The organism is Sphingobium sp. LSP13-1-1.1, from assembly GCF_040676415.1.
GTDB lineage: Bacteria > Pseudomonadota > Alphaproteobacteria > Sphingomonadales > Sphingomonadaceae > Sphingobium.
This window is the reverse complement of sequence record NZ_JBEGHU010000097.1, coordinates 1-253: the sequence shown is the minus strand read 5'-3', so window position 1 is coordinate 253 and position 253 is coordinate 1. Positions and strand designations below refer to the sequence as shown.

Below are 253 nucleotides of genomic sequence, written 5' to 3'. Positions count from 1 at the left end.
ATCGCTTCCATCGCCACCTTCGCCTTGAACTCGGCGCTGTAGCGCTTTCTCGTCGTCTTCATTCCCGTCCATTCCTTCAGGTCGGGATGAGCTTATCACCCTGTCCGAATTGCCGACACCACCTCACCTCCCAGCGGACCCGTAGGGGCTGCGCCATCCATAGCTTCGCGGATGCGATGGCAGAGGAACCAAGCTGTCTTATAGGTGACGCCCAGCATGCGCTCCATCTGCTTGGCGCTCATGCCCTTCTTCG

General features: G+C 59.3%; 1 pseudogene. It reads right to left on the bottom strand.

What is annotated here, in order from left to right:
• Window positions 1-122: 122 nt before the first annotated feature.
• Window positions 123-253, bottom strand: a pseudogene (locus MRBLSP13_RS22405) (IS1595 family transposase); the annotation flags it as partial.